Origin of the sequence: Clostridioides sp. ES-W-0018-02 (genome assembly GCF_020658175.1) — a bacterium.
Lineage (GTDB): Bacteria > Bacillota > Clostridia > Peptostreptococcales > Peptostreptococcaceae > Clostridioides.
Genome location: NZ_JACVVY010000001.1, coordinates 522,174 through 543,672 on the forward strand (window position 1 = coordinate 522,174; position 21,499 = coordinate 543,672).

Consider the following 21,499-nt stretch of genomic DNA (forward strand, 5'->3'; position numbering starts at 1 on the left):
ATTTGTGATAATTCTGCAACATTTTGATTATATACTGTATTTACAATATATAAAGGAGGTCTTTATAGTGAGTATTTTACAAGTAACAGACTTAAAAAAATATTATGGGAGAAATTCAAACATTACAAAAGCTCTTGATGGTGTGAGCATATCTGTTGAAAAAGGTGAATTTATTTCTATTGTAGGTACATCTGGTAGTGGTAAATCTACATTATTAAATATTATGGGAGGTTTAGATAATCCTACATCTGGAAATGTCATTATAAGAGGAAAGGATTTATCAACTATGAATGATGAACAACTTACAATTTTTCGACGTAGAAATATAGGTTTTATATTTCAAAATTATAATCTTGTTCCTTTACTTAATGTATATGAAAATATCATTTTACCAATTGGATTGGATGGTGAAACACTAGATAAAGACTTTATAAATGAAATTATAAGTTTACTTGCACTAGATGAAAAATTATATGATGTACCAGGTAATCTTTCTGGAGGACAACAGCAACGTGTTGCTATTGCAAGAGCACTTGTGACGAAGCCTGCTATTGTACTTGCTGATGAACCAACAGGTAATCTTGACAGTAAAACTAGTGCAGATGTATTAGGCTTACTTAAGATGACAAGTGAGAAATTTAACCAAACAATTGTAATGATTACCCATAATAATGAAATTGCACAATTAGCAGATAGAATCGTTCGTATTGAAGATGGAAAAATTTATAACTAGGAGGTGAAATATATGTTTAAAAATAATAATGGTGCTTTCATTAGAAAAATAGCATTGAATGATTTAAAAATTAATAAACTTAAATTTTTTCTTTCAGGTATTATTATAATGATTTCCACATGTTTATTATTAACAACTACTTTAGTTTCATATAATGGCTCTATGGATTTGGTTAATTCATCTCCCTATCATGCAAGATATCAATCTGTAAATGAAAAATCAAAAACATTATTACAGCAAAATAAAAACTTTAGTAGTGTAGGAGTTTATAAGTCACTTGGTAGTGAGATAAAATCAGATTATAGAATGTCAATGATATATGTAGATAACACTGCAATTGAGCTTCTGAATTTTCAACTATTAAAGGGCGGTATGCCAACAAATAAATATGAAATTGCTATTTCAGAAAAATATCTATCTGAACTTGGCTTGAATAAAGACCTTGGAGATAGCATTACATTAAAATATCGCGACAATATTACTAACAAAGAAATACAAAACGATTTTATTATTGTTGGATTTGTAGAAAATTACTATCAAGATAATGCTAAGCAATACTATACAGTTGTTTCCAATGATTATCTCAAGCATATGGCTTCTACACCTTTACAAATCAAAAGTAATAATTTTAATGAAGCAACTCCAAACACTGTAGATGTATTAGTTAGATTATCAAAAGAAAATACAGAAAAATCCCCTACTTTAATTAAGACTCAATTAAGTGAAATTGGTTCCTCTTTAAATATTAAAAAACATAATATATATTTAAATGATAATTATATTGAATCAAATTTAATTGATGGTGAACAAGTTATTACAGTTTTAATAGTAGGAGTAATTATTCTTTTTTCTAGTTTGTTTGTTATTTATAGTATTTTTTATATTTCAGTTGTTAATTCAGTTCAAATGTATGCAAAGTTGAAAGCACTTGGTATGACTTCTTTTCAGTTGAAAAAGATTATTTACCTACAAGGAAATATTTTATCTATTATTTTTATTCCAATAGGCATTATATCTTCCTGCATAATTACATATATAATTCAGCCTTTAGCATGGCAAATGACTACTGACTTATTTATTATTCTAGTATTATCAATAGTAATATTTTTGACTGTAAGAATTTCTTTAAATAAGCCAGCTAGAATTATTTCAAAAACTTCCGCTATTGAAGCTATGCAATACACAGAAATTAAATCTAGAAATAAAATTAAAACACTTAATTATATAAATATTAAAAATTTAGCACTAAAAAATATTGAGGTAAATAGAAAGAAAAATTTAATAGCATTGATTTCATTGAGTATTAGTGGAATATTATTTATTTCAATTGCTAGTCTGTCTAATTCTATAGATTTTAATAAACAGATGTCTCAGACATTCGTTTATAATGAAAATTATATTATTGGAAATAAAATTGACAATTTGTATGAACGAATTACACAAATTCAGCAAAATAATCCATTTACAAACACTCTTAGAAATGAAATCAAATCAATTTATGGAGTACAAAAAGTAATTGAATCTAAAGGAATAAAATGTGAAGTTATATACCCTTCTATTAAGGATAAAGATGGAAGTAATGTTACAACTTTGATTGAAAGTGTCACACCAGAGCTTGCAAAATCATTCCAAAAGTATATTGTAAATGGTAAAGTTGATTATAAGCAATTGGATTCAAACAGCTTGATTGTAAATAAATATAGGACAAAATCTTATGGAGTTGATTTGAAAATTGGAAATACAATTACATTTAATATATTTAGTGGAAATGACATCATCAAAAAACAAATGAAAATAGTTGGAATAATTGATAATTCAAATACAGGATGCATGTTCTTTACTTCAGACAAGGCTTTAGATAAAATAACACCATATAATACAAATTTACATTTTTCAATTTTATCCGATAAAAAGTATTCAAAAGAAGTTGAAGAAAAACTATTAAATATTATTCAAAATAATTCAAATTTAATCCTTTATTCATATGATAGCGATTATAAAATGCTAACTAGAGCTTTTAAGTATATGATTATAGCTGCATATGTATTTGTTGGTTTAATTTCCTGTTTTGGTATCCTTAATATGACAAATATCCTTGTAAATAGTGTATTAACTAGAAAAAAAGAGTTTGCCTTACTTCAGGCGGTTGGAATGACAAAAAAACAGTTGCGCAAAATGCTCTATCGAGAAGGTTTAAATTTGAGTATTAAAGCTGTATTTGTATCAATTACATTGGGTTATTGTGGTTCAAAATTACTCTGCTTTTTTATAAAAGATGTTGTTAGATTAGACTTCATTAGTTTCAATTTCTCTATACTTTCTATTTTAATTTTTTCATTTATATTAATAGGCATGCAAATATTAATAATTGAATTCCTTATAAGAAATCTAGAAAAACAATCAATTACAAAACGTTTACGCTCTCAATAAAAATATATATAAAAATAGCTACTTTTATACTACACTCAACATAGATTTTCAAGATTTAGAGGGTCTGAAAACTTTGATTTTACGACCCTCTGTTTGTTTTTTAACTTCTATTATTTATTTTCTGAATATATCAATCGCATGACTCGTAACGCCTATTAAATCTTCGCGTTCACAAGTAGCAAAGTGATATTTCAAATATAACTCAAATTCTTCATCATCCATAGCATCGACTGCTTCACGCATACATAGGGCTAAACCATCCGATGCGACGTAATGCAGTCTTGTTACAGGAAAAACAGACATCAAATCGTCAATGTTTTCTTTACGGACAAGTTCAAACAAATCCTTAGGACCTGACTTGGTAGCAAATGTCTGTGGGTCAATCAAGCCCTTTTCAATATATTCAGCTACATTGATATTTCCTCGGTTGAACCCTTCATCAATAAGGCAGCCATCAGATATAACATATGCAGCAAAAATCACACCACCATGTTTTGTTACACGGATAGCCTCATGTAGAACTTGTTGTTTATCCTCTTTGCTATAAAGATGATACAACGGACCTAACAACAATGTAATGTCATATTCATTGTCTGAGAAAGCAGACAAATCCATAGCATTACCTTGAGTAATAGTTATATTTTCATTTGATTGAATATTTTTACGGAAAATTTCTATGTTATGTTCGACCAATTCGACTGCATCAACGTCATATCCCTGACGTGCCAGCGTGTGAGAATATCGACCAGTTGCAGCACCAATTTCAATCACACGGTCGCTAGGTTTTATGTACTTTTCAATGTAATGCATAGTGGTTAGGAATTCAACTGTTCCATGCTTTAATGCCAACCGACTATCTTCGTCGTAATTATTGTAAAAATCAATTAAGTATTGGTTTGTTTTCATATTGCACCCCCTTCTGTATTAGTTAGTAAACATCAAATAGATAAATTCCAATCCTTTTTTTCTTGTCTTATAAAAGCTGATAATATATTTTTCAACATTTTTTCGGCACTATTTCTATCTAATGTCAATTTTTTCGTTGCTGTTAAGACAGCTATGCCATGAGTATAAAGAAATAAATCTAAAAATATGACTTTTGCACATTCTAACTCTATTCCAATACTTTCAGAAAAAAGCCTTGCCTTTTTTTCATTATCAATTTCTTTGTAGAAATCATTTGGCTCTTCCATCATCAAATCTAAATCGTTTATAAACAACAACTTAAATAAATGTGTTTCTTCTTGAGCAAATTCAATGTATGAAAGTGGAAGTAATAAATATTGACTGACATTTTCAGAATTATGATAATTAATAACATACTGATTATAGTATTCATATGCAAAAGCAAGAAATTCACCTTTTAATTCATCCATATTTTCATAGCAAGTAAAAATTGGTCGAGTGGAACATTGTAATTTACTTGCGATACTCCTTGCATTTACAGTTTCAAATCCTGTTTCTCTTGTAATATCCAAGACAATATTCAAAATCATTTCTTTCGTTATTTTTGCTTTAGGTGGCATATAAATTCACTTCTCCATTAAATTTTTATAAAATACATACGTTATATAACAATTGTTGCACATTAAAAAAATTATGTCAAGAAATAGTTTTGCATTTTTTATCATTCCTGAAGCTGACAAATAAAATATGAGTTGCAATTAATCTATTAATAGACGATTGCAACTCATATTTTACTTTAAATACTTTTCTTTTTACATGATATTTCATATACATAATCTTCTGATGAATTAATATCACTTTCTTTTGAATTAATATTACTTTCTTTTCTTTTTTTAGAATCAATTAAGACAAAATATAGTATAAAACCTACAACAAGTCCCCAGGTTCCACCTTTAGCAGCAATCACACCACCCATCAGCCCAATTAATCCTCTCTCTACGCCAGTATCACATAGTTCCATTGATAGTTTAGTACATAAGTAACCTTGAACTAAAAGTGTCACTGATAATGCTAATGGTATAAGAGGCGTAGCTATTTGGGCAATTGGATAAAAGCAGATAAAAATAGCTGAAACCCATACTAACGTACCCATACCACTAAAAATAGACTGCATTGCTTCCTTTCCAACCTTATATCTTTGAGCAACACTTCCAGTAAGAGTTGCAGCTAATGGACCACACATAGCTATATATGGAGAAATAACTGCCATAACAATATTTCTTATCCCACTTATAATATTAGACCTATTAGAATTAAAATCAATATACTCATCTGTTCTGTTTTTACTTTCAGAAAGAACTAAATTTTCACCTGTTATAAAATCACCAAATGCAATTATGTATATCATGAAAGCCATTGGCAATCCTTGTATAAATAATATTAGACTTGGAAAACCTATTCCAAAAGGAGATACTGTATCTATTAATTTTTGAAAATCCATTATATAAATAATATTTTCAAAATTAAAGCTAGGAATTCCTATTTCTTTACTAAATATTCCTATAATTAAACTCACTAAAATAGCTGGAACCACTCCATATTGACCTAATCTAAATAAAAACTTATTCTTTACTTTTAGAGCATCGAATTTTTCAGAAAACATTACAAAGCAAGCAACTAAAATCCCAACTGTTATAGATATTGGATAAGATTCAAATCTGCCTTTAGGGCTAAATTCTGCTATTACAGTTGATATACCAACTCCCATAAGTATTCCACCTTTGATGGAATTTGGGATTCTATTTACTAGTTTTCCAGCTATACCTGTTATACCCATTAAAATAAATATAATTCCTAAATCTATTTGTAAAGCTGTTAATGCTTGTATTCTTTCAATACCAATATTGAACTTTAACAAATATGCAGTTGTAAGAGTTATAGAAGCTGTAATCCAGCCAGGAACTACTGGGTCTCCCATAAAAACATGCAGGCAATACAATATTGAGTTAATGATAGCCATACTCCATGCTACTTCATAGGGTAATCCTAATATTTGCGTGCTAAGTCCAATAGTTCCTAAGCTTGTCATACTTGATATTATGCCTTGAATAGCTTCCGGTTTCTCAAATCTGTAATGTATAAATGGAATTCGTATCTTAAACATTCCAAATTTTATGTGAGGCTGTTCACTTCTAGTGAGTCTTTCCATAATTTCACTCCACCTTTCAATAACTCTTATTAATTGTTTATAAATTATCAATCTTGTTAAAACTAGTATATAACATATAAATTACATAAACAATAAATTAAAATTGTAAAATTGATAGATTTTGTGCATATATAGAAAGATATATCCATTTTTATTTTTTTATATCGATTGATAAAGGTTCTTTATAAAATTCAATAGTTCTTTTCCATGATTCAAACTGTCCTTTTGCATTACCTTTTACAGTTCCTCCTGAAGAAAATATTCCTCCAGCCATATTCATAGATAAAGTTTCACTTAGAGGTACAATATATGGAATTGGTAAAGGATGTCCCATCTTATCATATGTTAATAGTTCCACATTATATTGGTAATTATTTCTTTTAAGTTTTTCTATGATTTCTACACAACTATCATAACTATTCCAAATATTATCTTCTTTTCCAGAAATCATAAGAATGTCAGCTTCAGAATTTTCTACTTTTATCCTAGCCTCTTCTTTATTGTCTGCCCTTTCAATACTTTTCTTATAAGTACTGGCAAATCCAAATGGAATTCCTTTTTCTATATCTTTTTTCTGGTCTTCAAAGAATATATTATTGTCTACCTTGATATATGGAAGTGGCTTACCTTTATATGACCATGATGAAGTATCTTTTCCATTCATTTGTCCATCAAGTGCTTGAAAACAATACGCATGAGGCTGTGATACTACTACTTTTTTAATTTGTTTATATCTTGAAGCAAGTAAAAGTGCTAACTCACCACCTTTTGATGTCCCATGTACAAATATTTCTTTAGTATTAGTGATTTCATCTTCACTAATCCATTTAAATATTTTTTCAAAGTATTCTAATGGTACTTCTTCTAACTTACTTGGCAATCCTTCTAGAGCAAAATAAGCAACTGCTAGTACATTGAACCCTCTAGATGCAAGTGGAGCTGCCAGGAGTTCTAAAGCATCTAAATTTCCATCAGAACCCCCTAAAACTAAAATTGTTTTATTACTAGAGTTTTGTTTATAAAATAATTTTCCTATAAATTCATCAGATATATCTTTTGTGATAATATCTTCTGTTTTGAACAATCTCTTCAACTTAACTTCTTTTCTTTCAATATCAGATTCAAATATCATATTCATGATTATTGGTTTATCAATAGATATATTTTCTGCAAAATTTTCACCTTCAGTTTTTGACTTTTTCAGAGAATAAATTAACCCCATGCAGTCAGTAGTTTTATAAGTCCCTTCTACAGGTTCAATTGAATCTAAATCCACTTCTCCTTTTTCATTTGAATAAAATACCCCATAAGATGAGAATTCCTCTCCTTTACACCATGGAAATTCCATTTTCATAGATACTCTTAATTTACTATTTGGAATTAAGCCTGAAACTATAACTTTAATTTTATCATCTACAAGTGATTCTGCATTGTATATATTTACTTTCATAATTGATTCCTCCATGTAATAATTATTGCTCATGATTTATATATTTGAAATAGCTTTCTTCAGCAAGCTATGAATAATCCAAATATAAGACATCATGTTGACTATTTCATTATATCAACTCGAATCAATTTAGTCAATATATTGTCTTTTCTATTTACTTAAAATTATTTTAATAATATGAGCTATTCGTAATTTAAAATTTTGCTTATATTGAGTGATAGAAAAAATAAAACCACTCCTTTAAAGAAATGGTTTTATCTAGAAAATATAAATTATTTTTTAGTAAGCTTAATAAGTATTTTTTATTTAAAATTTTAGTACAAACATGTATTTCTTTATTTATAAATTTTACAAAATTTATGCATTGGCAAAAGTGTATATGGCATTAACCCTTGCTATATATAGATTTTCATCACTACAACCAATATATTTAGCATACTTTTCAATCTTCTCTCTTGCATTTTCAGCATCACTTTCATCGCTCTCTACTAGTTCATTTATATAAAGGTCCATTAAAGAAGCCTTATATTCTTTTATATTATATCCTAAAAATTCAGTTAATCTTTCAATCTCCTTACTAAAATCTCCATCTTCCTTTACCAAAAACTCGTATACATCTTCTCTATATGGATTTAATGTTATTATTTGTTTTACAACCTTACACTCATCTGCTTTTCCAATAAAACCATCTTTGTAATTATTAAACAAGGCATTAGATTTTTTTATAGATTCTTCATCAATATAAGAATGGACTTCACTGACTCTATTTTCTATAAGCGCATCTATTACAGCATAATGAATTTTGAAACAATCATTATACAAATAATTGCTCATTTTTTTTACTGTAGATTCTATTTCTAAAAAATTTGCATGATTATTTTTTTTATTCTTATTTGGTATGATAAAAGTTTTATTTAAGTTATTAAAAAGCCTTTTAAAATCTAAATATTTTTCACAATAAACACTTTTAAAGGTATCAATATCTATAGTTATAATTCCAAAACTCACTATAGTCTCGATTCCTTTCTTAAAAGATTCCTCTATATATTTTTCTCCTAGATTTAGACCTCTATCTGATATTTGTTTTAGATTTTGAAAATTATTTAAACAATCTCTCTCAAAGTTTTTAGAAATTTCTAAAGCATACAATTTAAAAATTTTTCTTATCTTATTATAATTATTTTTTGTATCATCAAACCTGATAATAGCTCCATTTACATCAAATGTAATCATTGAGTTTTAACCTCCCCCATTAGTTTCATCAATAAAATAAATTTAATATAAACTTTATAATCATAATATTAAACTTATTTCTACTATAATTATTAATTTGATGATGAAAGCCATTTTCCTTCTAAATAAAAAATTTGTCTAAAGTTTTTAAAAAAATTAGACAAACTTTAAGTTTTTAATCTCTAAATTACTCCAAATACACCAAATAATATTGGTATAAATATGGCTGGTAATAGATTTGCTACTTTTATATTTGTTAGCTTAAGTACATTTAAACCAAGTCCTATAATTAATAAACTTCCTGCAGCTGTCATTTCTGTAACTACAGGGTCACTTAAAAATCCATTTAAAAATGATGCCCCTAAACATATAATACCTTCATATAAAAATACAGATACAGCAGAAAACATTACACCTATACCTAAAGAAGCTGTAAATATAACAGAAGCTATCCCATCTATTACTGATTTTACAAATAAAGTATCATGGCTTCCTGTAAGTCCACTTTCTAACGAACCAACTACTGCCATAGCCCCTATACAAAATAACAAACTAGATGATATAAAACCTTCAGCAATAGAATCCTTTTTATTGCCTTTAGAAAACCTACTCTGCAAAAATGCCCCTAATTTATTTACCCATTTATCAATATCTATTAACTCTCCTATTAAAGCTCCTAAAGCTATAGATATTATTGTCACTAGTGTATTCTTTCCCTCTAGTGCTCCTGATATCCCTATATATAATACACATAGGGCAATTCCATTCATTATAGTATCACTTACTCTTTGAGGTAAACCACCTTTGATTATAAGACCTACTATACACCCACCTGCGATTGCTAGACTATTTGCTATTACTCCAAACATTTTTTCTCCCCTCGATTAGTTAATTAAATTTTGCTTAAGTTCATTAAAAACTTAAATGTCAATGATTTGTAGTGGATATTCCAAATATTCCAAAAATTTTTCAAATCCTTTTTTTGATATATTTACAGTTTTAGTATTTATATTTGGATGAAAATTTAAATACTCTTCTTTAATTACATCCTCATCTATGTAAAGCTCTACTTTTCTTTCTGTATCATTTACTAATGAAAAAGGATTTACACTTCCAGGAAGAAGTTTAAGTACATTGTATAATCTTTCAGGCGAAGCAAATGATAACCTAGAACTTCCTATTTTTTCTTTAACTGAATTTAAATCAACATGTTTATCCCCTCTAACTACAATTAGATAGTATTTGTTTCCTTTAGCATTTCTTAAAAATAAATTTTTACACTGACATCCTTTTGTTATATCATTTAAAATTACTAACTGCTCTGCTGTATATACAGCTTCATGTTCTACTACCTCATATTTAATATTTAACTTATCTAAAATATTGTATATTTTAGTTTCATTTAAATTTACTTCAGTTGCATCTGATAATTCTGTTATTTTATCTTTTACATCACTCATCATGCTATATTCTCCTTTAATACTTTGTATATTACACTTCTCCTGTTTTATAGTAAATATTATTCTACTATGGCTATTGCTCTTACTGGAGCACCATCAGCGTCATTATACTTAAATGGAGCTGCTATAAATAGAAATCTTTCTGGCACAGCTTCTAAATTTGTAAGATTCTCTATTATTATTTTACCTTTTTCAAATAAAATGTGATGTACCTTAAAAGCTGATGTGTCGTATCTATCTACAGATAACATATCAATTCCTATTCCCTTTAGATTACTATCAGCTATATAGTTTGCAGCCTCTTCTGTTAATGTAGGATAACCTACATAATATTGCTTTTTATCCCAAAACTTTGACCAACCTGATTTAAATATTATAAACTCACTACTTTTTATTTCATCTTCATATTTTTTTAGATATTCTAATTCTATGTTTTTGCTTCCTTGCTCAAGTTCTAATACATAAGCCTTACCGACAAAATTTTCTATATCCAATGTATCTAAGGATTCACCTTTAGTATACATATGTTTTGGTGAATCCATATGAGTTCCATTGTGAGAAAATACACTGATTAATGTTTCTTGATATCCATTTTCTTCAATAATAGCTACTTTTTTTATATCAGGTCTATTAGTCTCTGCATATACAGGCATATCATTATGTGTCACATGAGTTAAATCAAAAACCTTCATTTTTTATACCCCCTATGTTTTATTTTCTATTATATACCTAAATTCACTTTATTTCTATTGGATTTTATCCTATTATTGCCAAATTAGTATATACTTTTTATAAAATTTAATGGGTTCATAGAAAAATCTTGAAAAGAATTATCAGTAAATATAACATCTTCTCCTAAAAAACGCTTATATCTTCTTTCTTCTTTTTTTAAAGTAATCCTTTGTTTTTGTGAATGATTATTAAACACCATTATTTTAAGAGGTGTTTTTCCACCATTTGTTTGTACTCTTTTTAACATATATTTTATATGCATATCAGCCTCTGGAAATGAATACCCACAAAATACCAGAAGGTCAGCCTCTCTCAAAGTTTTTTCTGTCTCATTCCAAACATTACTTAAAAATATATTTGACATATTCTTAAAATATGTTGGTGGAACTATGATTGGTTCTGTCAGTTCTCCACACTCCAAACATTTTGTTTCTGAACTATTTTCAATTAGTTTCATAACACCACCTTCATGTGGTGTAAGAGTTAAACTGTTGCAAATAGGACAGTAAAGCCAGTTCAATGAACCATGTATCTTATAGAGTTTAATTAATGGTTCTTTTGGTTTTCTCCAGTTTAATTCTTCCTTAAAATTAGTAAATTCTACACCATAATCAAGCATAATAGGCAAATCATTTTTATCTCTTAAGCCAGTAACTGTATTGTCTATATGTATATCATAATTTGCACTAATAAAAGTTGTATCAAGGAGTAAATCATTTTGTAAAAGATTTTCAACTAAAAGTTTGTGATATTTATTATCTGTTCTAGGTGTATTATGAATTGCTTCAGCCATCAATAGTATTAAATACTGTCTTAAAAAACGTATACTATCACTTCTATTATTTAAATTTTCAAGTCCAAAATTTCTAAAGGCTTCTCTTCTTTGTTCTGCTAAATCTAAAAGCCCTAAAACTTCTTCAAATGTTGGAAAATTTGCATTATCTAGATTATCTTTTCTTATGTCAATATTAAACATTTGTTTAAAAAAGGCATACAATTCTCTATTCATATCAGTATCATAATTTTTAGGTTTTAATTTCTTAAAGTATTCACTAAATAATTCATTTTGAATGGGTAAATTTTCTGCAGCTGAAGCTCCTGCTCCCAAAAATATAGCTATTTTCATATAATTCCTCCTATATAAACATTACTATTATTTTTTATATCTATTAAATATTTATCTTATTAACTTATTTAATAATACAACAATAAAGCTGTCTTTTACTAGAAAAAATCCTATTACAAGACAGCTTTATATTTATATTTAAATCTTTAATAATTCATAAATAGAAAGAGCATATATTTGAGCAGCTTTTACAATATCCTCTACTATCAAATGTTCATTAGCTTGATGCTCAGTTTCTGGTTTCCCTGGGAAAATAGCTCCAAAGGCAACACAATTGTCTAAAGCTCTTGCATAAGTTGCTCCTCCAGATGAAAGAGGTGTTCCATCAAGACCAGTTTCCTCTTCATATACTTTTCTCAATGTTTTAACAAGAAGTGTATCTTCTGGAACATAAATTGAATCTAAGAAATCATATTCTTTATAATCTAAATTATATTTATCTGTTATTTTCTTTAGTTCTTTTACAAAATCATCTTTTTTATATGTTACAGGAATTCTTACATCAATTCCAGCAAATTCTTTTTTACTATCAATAGTTACTTTACCTATATTTACTGTTAATTTTCCTGATACATCATCCTTGCAATTAGGAACTATATTGTTTCCATTAGCATCTTCACCAATAACTTCTGCTAAAAACTTAATTATATTAGAATCTATTCCTATATTATTAAGAGCTATACAAAGTCTAGCTACTGCATTTATACCAGTATCACTAGCTGCTGAATGAACACTTTTTCCTATTATACATATTTTATTGCCTTCAACAGTGTATTCAAAACCTAATTTATCTAATTCTTTTTTTAACTTATCAGAATATTTTCCAATATAAACTGCTTTTCCTGGAACTGCATTTAAAGCCTTCCCAACTGATAATTCTATATCACTTTTACTCTCACATGTTAAATGAACTTGTAAAAGACCTTTTTCTGCATTTGTTATTGGAAATCTAGAATCAGGAGTAAATCCATAGTCTGGTACTTCTTCATTATTTTCTTTGTATTTATTTATACATCTCCAAAGATTTTCTTCATCAGCTCCAAAAATGAATCTTATTCTCTTATTTAAATCTATATTTAAATCCATAAGAGCTTTTACTGCATAAATTGCTGATATTGTAGGTCCTTTATCATCTTGTGTTCCTCTTCCATATAACTTACCATCTTCTAAAACACCTCCAAATGGTGGATAATTCCAGCTTTCTAAGTCACCTTCTGGAACTACATCAACATGACCAAGTATACCTATCATTTTTTCACCTTGTCCTATTTCTGCATAGCCATAATATCCATCTTTATATACTGTTTTAAACCCTAAAGATTTACATAAGTCTAAAATACCTCTTAAAGCCTTATCTATATTTTCTCCAAATGGGAAATTTTTAGTTGGCTCAGATATAACACTAGGTATTTTTACACTTTCTTGTATTGAAGAAATCATTTCATCTTGTAGAGAACTTACTTTTTCTTTAATTTGTTCTTTCATAATTATCACCCTTCAATTCTCATCATAATATACTAGTAAATATTTTGACCTTTTAAAAGAAAAATATGCTTACTTTTTTAGTTTTTTTATAAATTCAATTGCTTTTAAAGTACCCATTTTAGAGTGGTCAAATGTAAGCCCTCCTTGGAAGTAAACATTATAAGGAGGTCTTATTGGAGCATCTGCACTTAGTTCTATAGAAGAACCTTGTATAAATGCTCCTGCTGCCATTATAACTTCACTTTCATATCCAGGCATATCCCAAGGTACAGGTTTAACATAAGAATCAACTGGAGCAGCTTCTTGTATTCCTTGGCAAAAACTTATGACTTCATCAGCATTATTAAGTCTAATACACTGAATAATATCACTTCTTAAATCATCATGTTTTGGCAATACATCATATCCTAATTTTTCAAAAGCTCTTGAACAAAATATAGCTCCCATCACAGCTTGAGATACTACATAGGGTGCTAGGAAAAATCCTTGAAGAACATTTCTAGTAGTTCCAAAAGTAAGACCACATTCTTTACCTATTCCAGGAGAAGTCATTCTATATGATATAAGCTCAATTAAATCTTTTCTACCAGCTATATACCCACCTGTTAATGCAAGTCCACCTCCAGGATTTTTTATTAGAGAACCAGCCATAACATCTGCTCCAACATCAGTTGGCTCTTTAGTATCTAGAAACTCACCATAACAGTTATCAACCATTACTATAACTTCTGGTTTAACAGATTTTATTACATCAATGGCTTCTTTTATATCACTAATTGAAAGTGATTTTCTCCAAGAATACCCTTTTGACCTTTGTATCATAACAAGTTTAGTTTTATCATTTATTTTTCTTTTAATTCCTTCTAAATCTAAATTTCCATCTTCTAAAAAATCTACATCATCATATGTAACACCATATTCTTTTAAAGAGCCTTTTTCTTCTCTTATACCTATAACACCCTCTAAAGTATCGTATGGCCTTCCAGTAACAGATAGAATTTCATCTCCTGGTCTGACTATTCCTTGTATACATAAAGTGAGTGCGTGTGTTCCATTTACAATTATTGGTCTTACAAGAGCATCTTCTGTATTAAAAACTTTTGAATAAATTTCCTCTATTTTTTCACGTCCAATATCATTATATCCATATCCTGTAGTCCAATTAAAATGCATGTCACTTAATTTAGATTCTTGCATAGCTTTTAAAACTTTATATTGATTGTATTCTCTTATTTCTTTTATTTCCTCAAACTTATATTTTATATCTTCCATTATTTCTTGTGATAATTTAAAAGTATCATCATCTATCCCATAGTAACCTTTCAATAATTCTTTTGTCTCATTAAGCATTTTATCACCTGTCTCTTTGTTATTTTATTTAAACATATCAAAGGAGACTATTTTACTAAAACAAATAAATTGTAGTTTATAAGTTAGCATAAGTCTCCTTTTAATTATCTTAAATTAAATTAGTTATCTATTGTTATTGTTGTTATTATTTTGATTTTGATTAGTTAAATTAATATATTTACCAGGTTGTATAGTCGAAACAGCATGTTTATAAATCATGTTTTGTTGTCTATTGTCCCCTTCTATCAATATTATATAACTGTCAAATCCTTTTACAAGCCCTTTGACTTGAACTCCATTGACTAAATATATAGTAACAGGTATCCTTTCTTTCCTAGCATTATTTAAAAACAAATCTTGTAAATTTAAAACTGTATTTTTCATTAGATTTGTACCCTCCCAAGATTAAATTGAACATCTAAAATATTCCTATCTTATATTCTATATAAGTTATGATAAATTTTCAATATGAAGTTGTATACTTAAAAATTTATATATATTATTTTATAGAATTTTTAATATATATAATTATTTCATTTTTTAATAAATCTATATCTTCATATTTATCCAAATCAAACCATTTTGCTGTTTCATATCTTTTAAACCAAGTTATCTGACGTTTTGCATACCTTCTAGAATCCCTTTTTATTATTTCAATGGCCTCTTCATATGTATATTCTCCATCTAGATACTTCAATATCTCTTTGTATCCTATACCTTGCATTGATATCATATCTTTTTTAAATCCCATATTTAGGAGTTTTTTAACTTCTTCAACCAAACCACTCTCTATCATGATATCGACTCTCATATTTATTCTTTCATACAAATGCTCTCTATCTCTATTCAAAACTATTATTATAGGTTGATAATCGTCATTAAATTTTAAGTCACTTGAAAAATCATTCATTTTATTACCACTTAAACAAACTTCAAGTGCTCTTATAACTCTCTTTGTATTGTTTTTATGAATTCTATCAGCAGCTTCTTCATCAAGTGATTTTAATCTATCATGCATGTAATCTATTCCATTCTCAAGAAGTTGTTTTTGAAGTTCTTTTCTTAATTCATTATTAGCATCAGATTTTGCAAAATCCATATTGTATATTAAAGAATTGAGATAAAGACCTGTTCCTCCAGTCACTAAAACACACTTTCCCTTTTGATTTATTTCAGATATATATTTTTTTGCCCTTTGTTGAAATTCTGAAACTGAAAATGGATAGTCAGGTTTAACCTCATCTATAAGATAATGCTTTACTCCTTGCATTTCATCAGATGTAACTTTTGCACTTCCAATATCCATATATTTATATATTTGCATAGAATCTGCTGAAATTATCTCTGCATCCATATCTTTTGCTAACTTTATTGACAAATCAGTCTTTCCAACAGCAGTTGGACCTGTAAGTATTATAAGTGGTATTTTTTTCATAACATTCCTTTCCATATATTTTAAATATCCAAAATATTTTACATAATTCTTTTAAACATTTTTTCTATTTCGGTCTTAGAAATTTCAACCATTATAGGTCTGCCATGAGGACACGTAAATGGATTCTCACAATTTTCTAATTGTTCCAATAAGCTTTTTATCTCAATATCATATATTTTATCATTTGCTTTTATAGCAGACCTACATGCCATAGATGCAAATCTCTCACCTTTTAAATCATAATTACTTGTAATCTCATCTATATTATCAATTATTTGAAGTATAAACTTTTCAGTTTCTGGAATTCCAAATATAGTTGGAACACATCTTATCATTACATGATTGTTGCCAAAAACTTCTAATTCGAAACCAAATTTCATAAATAACTCTAAATTATTTTCAATTTGAAGCATATCTACATTTGATACTTCAAGAATTACTGGGTCTAAAAGTATTTGCATATTGATATCTTGTCTATAGAACTTATCCATATATCTCTCATACAAAACTCTTTCATGTGCAGCATGTTGGTCTAACAAATACATAGAATCATCTTTACTTAGAATTATATAAGTATTAAATACGACTCCAATTACAGAATATCCATATAAAGAAAATCTTTGTTTTGAATTAGTTAAATATTCCTCTTGGCTGTCTTTAATACTTCTTTCTAAATAATTACTATCTTCATTTTTAGAACTATCAATTTGTTTAGGCCTATCAACTTGAAATTCTTCTTGTATATTGTCATTTACAACCTCTTCTTCTAAAGAGCCCGTATTTTTTAATTCCTTTTCTATATTTGCATTTAAAACTTCACTTACAGAAGGAAATTCGTCTATTGGTTTTTCACTTGATAAACTTACAACTTCAATGAATTCATCTTTATCTTTAGTTGTATTATTATTTTTTGAATTAGCTTCAATGAAGTTCTTATTTTTAAATTCATAATCTGTACTTTTTTCTCTACTATTGATAGCAATTCGAGGCTGCGTTTTTTTATCATTATATGTAGCATACTTTCCAATAAGGTTAGAATGTATTAATTTAACTTTTAAAAAATCTCTTAGCTCTATATACACTTCTTGTTCTTTTTCAAATTTAACTTCAAGCTTATTAGGATGTATATTTACATCAATACCTGCTGGGTCTACTTCTATATTTAAAAAACAAACAGCATGCTTACCTATTGGAATTATAGACTTATAACTTTCAGTTATTGCATCTATAATTATTTTACTTTTTACAAATCTTTTATTTATATAGATATGTTGCAAGTTTTTATTGGAACGATAGATGTTATTATTTCCTATATATCCATCAATTTTAAAGTGATTGCATTTAAATTCTATATTTATTAGGTTTTCCGTTATTTCTTTTCCATATATACTCCTAATAGTATTTATGAGCTTTCCATCACCTGGTGTATTTAACATTTGTTTATTATTATTTGTATATTTAAATTGGATATTAGGATTGCCTATTGCAAGCTTATTTATCAAATCACTTATGTTTATGGTTTCAGCATGGGTAGATTTCAAAAATTTCTGTCTTGCTGGTGTATTAAAGAAAATCTCTTTTATAATGATTGTTGTACCATTAGTGGAACCAATTGGCTCCTTTGAAACTATTTTTCCACCTTCTACAAATATTTTAGTTCCAACCATTTCATCTTTGGTTTTAGTAATCATTTCTAATTTTGATATAGCTGAAATAGATGCTAATGCTTCTCCTCTAAATCCAAGAGAGTACAAATCATATAAATCATCAATTTTTTTAATTTTACTAGTAGCATGTCTTAAAAATGATTTCTCGACTTCGCTTGAAGGTATTCCTATTCCATTATCTGTGATTTTAATTAAGGTTTTTCCTCCATCAATGATATCTATAGAAATCTTATTTGCACCTGCATCAATAGAATTCTCAATTAATTCTTTTAATGCAGAAGACGGTCTTTCTACTACTTCTCCTGCTGCTATTTTATTTATAGTCAAATCATCTAGGATGTTAATTATATTTTTCATTTTTACACCTCTAAGATTTTATTTCTTTTGCTTTTTTTTGAAGACTGTAAAGAGAATTTATAGCATCTAATGGAGTCATATTTAAAATATCTAAGTTTAAAATTTCTTGTGACAATATATCTCTCTTTACACTATCAAAAGATATTTGAGTTAGTGCTAATTCCTTTACAGAATCTTCTTTATCAATTTCTTCTTTACTATCCTTTTTCTTCATTGAAATAACTTCATCGTTTAACGTTTTAAACTTAGAATTTAGTTTATCATAATCCTTTTTCATGTGTTTATAATCTTTTACTATAAGCTCATGCTCTATTTTTAGAGATTCGTATTTATTTTTAAAATTGCTCTGATTTACCTTAAGTAGTTCTTCATCTAAATCATTATTAATCACAATAGTTTTTTCTTTATCTCCATTTATTGCTACACTGTTATAAACATGATTTTTTTCTAAATCCTTAAGTATATATTTTGCTCTATCTATGACTTCATCTGGCAATTTAGCTAATTTAGCAACATAGATTCCATAACTCTTATCTGCACCTTGAGGAATTATTTTTCTTAAAAATATTATTCCCTCTCCATCTTCTTTAACTGCTATTGAATAATTTTTAACCTCTTTAAATTCTTCTTCTAAATCAGTAAGTTCATGATAATGTGTTGCAAATAGTGTCTTACATCTAATATTCTTTTGAATATATTCTACTATTGACCATGCTAAACTTATACCATCATAAGTACTAGTTCCACGTCCTATTTCATCTAAAATAACTAAGCTTCTTTCAGTAGCATTTTTTAATATAAGAGATACCTCATTCATCTCTACCATAAAAGTAGATTGTCCTTGAGATAAATCATCACTAGCCCCTACTCTTGTAAATATTCTATCTAATATCGGTACATTAGCATATTCTGCTGGAACAAAAGAACCTATATGTGCCATAAGTGCTATTATAGCAGTTTGTCTCATATATGTTGACTTACCAGACATATTAGGTCCAGTTATTATGTTAATGATGTTTTCTCCACGATTTAAATATGTATCATTTGGAACAAAATTTTCTTCACCTACTATATTTTCAACAACTGGATGTCTACCATTTCTTATATCGAGTTTATTATTTTCGTTTATCTGTGGTTTTATATAGTTGTTTATGTGAGCAACTGTTGCCAAAGATACAAAAACGTCTATATTAGCTATAATCTTAGCTACTTTTTGTATTCTGTCTATATTTTTATATATAGTATCTCTTATACTTACAAATATCTCATATTCTAGAGATTTAATTTTCTCTTCAGCATGTAGTATCTTTTCTTCTATTTCTTTTAACTCTGGAGTTATATATCTTTCTGCATTACTAAGTGTCTGCTTTCTTATATATGTCTCATCTAGTTTTGCTTGTTTAAAGTTAGCCTTTGTTATTTCTATATAATATCCAAATACTTTATTAAATCCTATTTTTAATGATTTAACTCCCGTCTTTTCTCTTTCTCTATTTTCTATTTCTTTTATAAGAAAAGCACCATTTTTAGAAATATCCCTCAATTCTTTAAGTTCATCACTAAAATCAGACTTAATTATATTCCCATCTTTTATAGTTATTGTAGGTTCTTCCAAAATGGCTTCATCTATTAAACTGTATATATCATCCAACTTGTCCATTTCTGATACATACTCTTTTAATCTATTTGCATTTGATAAGTCTATTGTGTCTTTTAGATTTGGTAATTTTTCTACTGAATTTTTTAAGTGAACTAATTCTTTTGGTGTTACTCTTTCAAATGCTATTTTCCCACATATTCTTTCTATATCATATATATTTTTAAGTATATCATTTAAATCTTCTCTTAGTATAAAATCATCTTTTATTTCTTCTATTACATTTAATCTATTTTCAATTTTAGGTTTATTTATCAGAGGCTCTTCTACATATTTTCTTAGAAGTCTTCCTCCCATCGCAGTAGATGTTTTGTCTAAAACATGTAATAGTGAACCTTTCTTTTTATTTCCTCTTATAGTCTGAGTAAGTTCTAAATTAGTTCTAGTAAACATATCTAAGACCATATACTCTGATGAATTGTATATATTTATATTATTAATATTGGATGTTATCTGCTTTTGAGTGTTATATATATAGTTTAGAAGAATTGATAAACTCGATTTTATAAGACCCTTATCATCAAACTTTAATTTTTGTAGATAAACCTCTGGAAAATACTCTTTTAATATATTTATATCTAAATAGTTGTCGCTAAAACTTTCATTTATGTATATGTTGCTTACAGTAGCTATATCTCTAAGTTTTTCTATAAAATTCAAATCATTTATAATTATTTCTGTAGGATGAATTTTTGCAATTTCTTCTATTACTTTATCTTCATTCAGACAAGTTGCATTAGCTTCTCCTGTACTTATATCTACATAAGTTAAACCTATATTGGTGTCATCCTTATATAAAGATAATAAATAATTATTTTTTTTATTTTCAAGTAAATTTCCATCTAGAACTGTTCCAGGAGTAATAACTCTTATTACCTCTCTCCTAACAATTCCTTTTGCAGTAGATGGGTCTTCCATTTGCTCACCTATTGCTACTTTATATCCATTTTCTACTAACTTTGATATATATGAATTGGCTGAGTGAAATGGTACTCCACACATAGGAGCACGTTCTTCTAAACCACAGGCTTTCCCTGTTAATGCTATTTCAAGAGCTTTTGAAGCTACTAATGCATCTTCAAAAAACATTTCATAAAAATCTCCCAATCTAAAAAACAGTATACAATCTTTATATCTATTTTTTACTTCAAGATACTGTTTCATCATAGGAGTTAATTTATTCATATCTATTTGCATTATTAAACCTCCTTCTTTTCTAATTAAATATTATATCATAGTACTTGATTATTATTAACATAATATATAAAA

Annotated in this window: 17 protein-coding genes; 2 read left to right on the forward strand and 15 right to left on the reverse strand. The window is 27.7% G+C overall.

The window, feature by feature from the left end; genetic code table 11:
* Positions 1–67 precede the first annotated feature (67 nt).
* The gene (locus tag IC219_RS02470) at positions 68–733 is read left to right on the forward strand and encodes an ABC transporter ATP-binding protein (RefSeq protein WP_227482645.1); all 666 of its coding nucleotides are present in this window, start codon (positions 68–70) and stop codon (positions 731–733) included.
* A gap of 12 nt (positions 734–745) precedes the next feature.
* Positions 746–3,163, forward strand: a complete 2,418-nt coding sequence (locus IC219_RS02475) for an FtsX-like permease family protein (protein WP_227830560.1) — start codon at positions 746–748, stop codon at positions 3,161–3,163.
* Between the two features lie 114 nt (positions 3,164–3,277).
* Here IC219_RS02475 and IC219_RS02480 read toward each other — a convergent pair whose 3' ends face one another.
* From IC219_RS02480 to mutS, 15 genes are all read right to left on the reverse strand, one after another.
* A complete protein-coding gene (locus IC219_RS02480; RefSeq protein WP_227830561.1) occupies positions 3,278–4,069 on the reverse strand; it encodes a class I SAM-dependent methyltransferase in 792 nt (263 codons plus the stop codon).
* A 32-nt stretch (positions 4,070–4,101) separates the two neighbouring features.
* A complete protein-coding gene (locus tag IC219_RS02485; protein WP_227830562.1) occupies positions 4,102–4,689 on the reverse strand; it encodes a TetR/AcrR family transcriptional regulator in 588 nt (195 codons plus the stop codon).
* Between the two features lie 176 nt (positions 4,690–4,865).
* A complete protein-coding gene (locus tag IC219_RS02490) occupies positions 4,866–6,278 on the reverse strand; it encodes a hypothetical protein (RefSeq protein WP_227435142.1) in 1,413 nt (470 codons plus the stop codon).
* Between the two features lie 151 nt (positions 6,279–6,429).
* Positions 6,430–7,728, reverse strand: a complete 1,299-nt coding sequence (locus IC219_RS02495) for an acyl-CoA thioesterase/bile acid-CoA:amino acid N-acyltransferase family protein (protein WP_227830563.1) — start codon at positions 7,726–7,728, stop codon at positions 6,430–6,432.
* A 357-nt stretch (positions 7,729–8,085) separates the two neighbouring features.
* Complete coding sequence (locus IC219_RS02500; protein WP_227823948.1) at positions 8,086–8,961, reverse strand: kinase; 876 nt, start codon at positions 8,959–8,961, stop codon at positions 8,086–8,088.
* 182 nt (positions 8,962–9,143) lie between these two features.
* On the reverse strand, positions 9,144–9,830 hold the full coding sequence (locus IC219_RS02505; RefSeq protein WP_227435139.1) for a DUF554 domain-containing protein: 687 nt from the start codon (positions 9,828–9,830) through the stop codon (positions 9,144–9,146).
* A 51-nt stretch (positions 9,831–9,881) separates the two neighbouring features.
* Entirely contained in the window at positions 9,882–10,421 is a 540-nt protein-coding gene (locus tag IC219_RS02510) for a prolyl-tRNA synthetase associated domain-containing protein (protein WP_227435138.1), read from the reverse strand.
* A 59-nt stretch (positions 10,422–10,480) separates the two neighbouring features.
* Positions 10,481–11,113, reverse strand: a complete 633-nt coding sequence (locus IC219_RS02515) for a cyclase family protein (RefSeq protein WP_227482638.1) — start codon at positions 11,111–11,113, stop codon at positions 10,481–10,483.
* 83 nt (positions 11,114–11,196) lie between these two features.
* A complete protein-coding gene (locus IC219_RS02520) occupies positions 11,197–12,279 on the reverse strand; it encodes an SIR2 family protein (RefSeq protein ID WP_227435136.1) in 1,083 nt (360 codons plus the stop codon).
* Between the two features lie 138 nt (positions 12,280–12,417).
* A complete protein-coding gene (locus IC219_RS02525; RefSeq protein WP_227830564.1) occupies positions 12,418–13,764 on the reverse strand; it encodes a M20 family metallopeptidase in 1,347 nt (448 codons plus the stop codon).
* Positions 13,765–13,833: 69 nt separating this feature from the next.
* Positions 13,834–15,114 carry a methionine gamma-lyase family protein gene (locus tag IC219_RS02530; protein ID WP_227435134.1) on the reverse strand — a complete coding sequence of 427 codons (1,281 nt, stop codon included), beginning with the start codon at positions 15,112–15,114 and terminating at the stop codon, positions 13,834–13,836.
* A gap of 123 nt (positions 15,115–15,237) precedes the next feature.
* Entirely contained in the window at positions 15,238–15,498 is a 261-nt protein-coding gene (gene hfq / locus IC219_RS02535; RefSeq protein ID WP_003428780.1) for an RNA chaperone Hfq, read from the reverse strand.
* A 115-nt stretch (positions 15,499–15,613) separates the two neighbouring features.
* On the reverse strand, positions 15,614–16,549 hold the full coding sequence (gene miaA, locus IC219_RS02540; RefSeq protein ID WP_227830565.1) for a tRNA (adenosine(37)-N6)-dimethylallyltransferase MiaA: 936 nt from the start codon (positions 16,547–16,549) through the stop codon (positions 15,614–15,616).
* A 38-nt stretch (positions 16,550–16,587) separates the two neighbouring features.
* On the reverse strand, positions 16,588–18,573 hold the full coding sequence (mutL, locus tag IC219_RS02545) for a DNA mismatch repair endonuclease MutL (protein ID WP_227435133.1): 1,986 nt from the start codon (positions 18,571–18,573) through the stop codon (positions 16,588–16,590).
* Between the two features lie 10 nt (positions 18,574–18,583).
* Positions 18,584–21,427 carry a DNA mismatch repair protein MutS gene (mutS, locus tag IC219_RS02550; protein ID WP_227435132.1) on the reverse strand — a complete coding sequence of 948 codons (2,844 nt, stop codon included), beginning with the start codon at positions 21,425–21,427 and terminating at the stop codon, positions 18,584–18,586.
* Between the last annotated feature and the right edge of the window lie 72 nt (positions 21,428–21,499).

Excerpts from the sequence above, each read along its gene's own strand:
- IC219_RS02530 (WP_227435134.1), bottom strand. The coding sequence starts at position 15,114 with ATGCTTAATGAGACAAAAGAATTATTGAAAGGTTACTATGGGATAGAT.
- IC219_RS02480 (WP_227830561.1), bottom strand. The coding sequence starts at position 4,069 with ATGAAAACAAACCAATACTTAATTGATTTTTACAATAATTACGACGAA.
- IC219_RS02520 (WP_227435136.1), bottom strand. The coding sequence starts at position 12,279 with ATGAAAATAGCTATATTTTTGGGAGCAGGAGCTTCAGCTGCAGAAAAT.
- IC219_RS02505 (WP_227435139.1), bottom strand. The coding sequence starts at position 9,830 with ATGTTTGGAGTAATAGCAAATAGTCTAGCAATCGCAGGTGGGTGTATA.
- mutS (WP_227435132.1), bottom strand. The coding sequence starts at position 21,427 with ATGCAAATAGATATGAATAAATTAACTCCTATGATGAAACAGTATCTT.
- IC219_RS02500 (WP_227823948.1), bottom strand. The coding sequence starts at position 8,961 with ATGATTACATTTGATGTAAATGGAGCTATTATCAGGTTTGATGATACA.
- IC219_RS02525 (WP_227830564.1), bottom strand. The coding sequence starts at position 13,764 with ATGAAAGAACAAATTAAAGAAAAAGTAAGTTCTCTACAAGATGAAATG.
- IC219_RS02515 (WP_227482638.1), bottom strand. The coding sequence starts at position 11,113 with ATGAAGGTTTTTGATTTAACTCATGTGACACATAATGATATGCCTGTA.
- mutL (WP_227435133.1), bottom strand. The coding sequence starts at position 18,573 with ATGAAAAATATAATTAACATCCTAGATGATTTGACTATAAATAAAATA.
- IC219_RS02485 (WP_227830562.1), bottom strand. The coding sequence starts at position 4,689 with ATGCCACCTAAAGCAAAAATAACGAAAGAAATGATTTTGAATATTGTC.
- IC219_RS02510 (WP_227435138.1), bottom strand. The coding sequence starts at position 10,421 with ATGAGTGATGTAAAAGATAAAATAACAGAATTATCAGATGCAACTGAA.
- IC219_RS02475 (WP_227830560.1), top strand. The coding sequence starts at position 746 with ATGTTTAAAAATAATAATGGTGCTTTCATTAGAAAAATAGCATTGAAT.
- IC219_RS02495 (WP_227830563.1), bottom strand. The coding sequence starts at position 7,728 with ATGAAAGTAAATATATACAATGCAGAATCACTTGTAGATGATAAAATT.
- miaA (WP_227830565.1), bottom strand. The coding sequence starts at position 16,549 with ATGAAAAAAATACCACTTATAATACTTACAGGTCCAACTGCTGTTGGA.
- hfq (WP_003428780.1), bottom strand. The coding sequence starts at position 15,498 with ATGAAAAATACAGTTTTAAATTTACAAGATTTGTTTTTAAATAATGCT.
- IC219_RS02490 (WP_227435142.1), bottom strand. The coding sequence starts at position 6,278 with ATGGAAAGACTCACTAGAAGTGAACAGCCTCACATAAAATTTGGAATG.